Source organism: uncultured Planktosalinus sp. (assembly GCF_963973675.1).
In the GTDB taxonomy this organism is placed as follows: Bacteria; Bacteroidota; Bacteroidia; order Flavobacteriales; family Flavobacteriaceae; genus Planktosalinus.
On record NZ_CAXBAN010000481.1, the window covers coordinates 1 to 1566 of the forward strand.

At 41.1% G+C, this 1566-nt stretch carries 1 protein-coding gene; it reads right to left on the reverse strand.

All coding sequences use genetic code 11. The features are described 5' to 3' along the window. Nucleotides 1-1566, reverse strand: a 1566-nt coding sequence (locus tag AACY61_RS13535) for a proprotein convertase P-domain-containing protein (protein WP_339612112.1), incomplete at both ends; no start/stop codon positions are given.

Sequence of the window (1566 nt, forward strand, 5' to 3'; positions counted from 1 at the left end):
CCGGTGCAACTGTGTCTACAATCGTAACCATTGCTGTACAAGAAGCGATGTTGCCTGATGGGTCCTGTGCAAATACTGTAACCTCAATTGTTGAACCAATATCCAAACAGTCAAACTCTGTAATATCGGCTGTTAAAGCTTCAAGACCACATGCTTCAACAGTGTTGTCCATATCTAATAAGTCCATTGGGTCAAGGGTAACTGTACCATCTTCACCAATTGACAAGTCGATATCCTGACATACTAATACAGGAGCAATGTTGTCTATTACTTCAACTAAAGCAAAACAAGAAGTTGAGTTTCCACTTGCATCAGTTACAGTAACTTCAATTTCATTCATCCCTACATTTTCACAGGTCAATTCCATAACAGAAGAAGACAATGCTTCAAAGCTGATACAGAAATCATTTAAAACTCCATCATCACCACCAACGCCATCTGTAACGGTCAATGTCCAGTCTCCTGAAATTTCTTCACCAGCAAATGTATCAGCAAATGTTCCGCCTTCAGGTGCAAAAGTACCTGTAAAAGGAGCAGTAGCAGCAGTGATATCATCTCCTCCATCTGCAAATACAGTGTTGGTATAGTTATCACCAGACCCGCCATTCGCATCAGAAAGCAATAAAGTTGAGCCGTTTGGTGATGTCAATTCAAGTGTCAAATCTCCAGTCCATGTATGAGTAATATCAATAGATATATTTGAAAGATTGAAGTCTTCTCCTAATACACCACTTTCTGATATTGAAATAGCAGAAGTTGTTGGATCTAAAGTGTTACTTATTGGAGCACCCAGGTTATCACCACATTCATTAACTCCACTTGGAGGACCGAATGAGATTTGGTAAGAACAAGCTTCTTCAACACCTATTATAAGGTCTTGTGCAGCAATTGAAGCCAATCCGTCAGCGTCAAGAACAATTGAATATGGGGCACCAACTGTTGCCTCTTCAAATGTTTGGCCGGCATTTACATCTCCGGGAGACCAAGCTGCCGGAGTATTCCAGGTAAAATCACCATAAAAGGTTCCTGTACCGGTCAATTGTAAAGATTCACCAATTGGGGTAGAACCCGGCTCAAAGACTCCAATGTCCTGAGAGGTCATTCCTGTTGCAGGTCCATCTTCAGCTACCATAGTGCCTTCATAGCTCAAAAATTGAACCACAGCATTGGTATCATCCACAAGTGCAATTCCATCAGGGGCTCCATTTTGTATACCCTCAATCGGGAAGTTTAATGTACCAAATCCATTGTTTTGATCTGTAATAGTTCCCGTCAAGTTTTCAGTGTGATACACCAGGCCATTGGCACCATTGTATAATACCAATGTCCAGTTTTCCAAGTTTGTTCCTTCCGGACCGGCAATTTCAATAGCCTCATCTTCATCAGCTCCGGCATTATCATAATGAATTTCATTGATAAACACTTCAACACCAAAGGCACTTCCACCAACACAGGCAATTACCGGTGCTATATCGTCAATAACTGTTACGATTGCAATCGCAGTATCTGTATTTCCTGACGCATCAGTTACTGTTAAGGTAACTTCGTTATCAATACCTACATTAC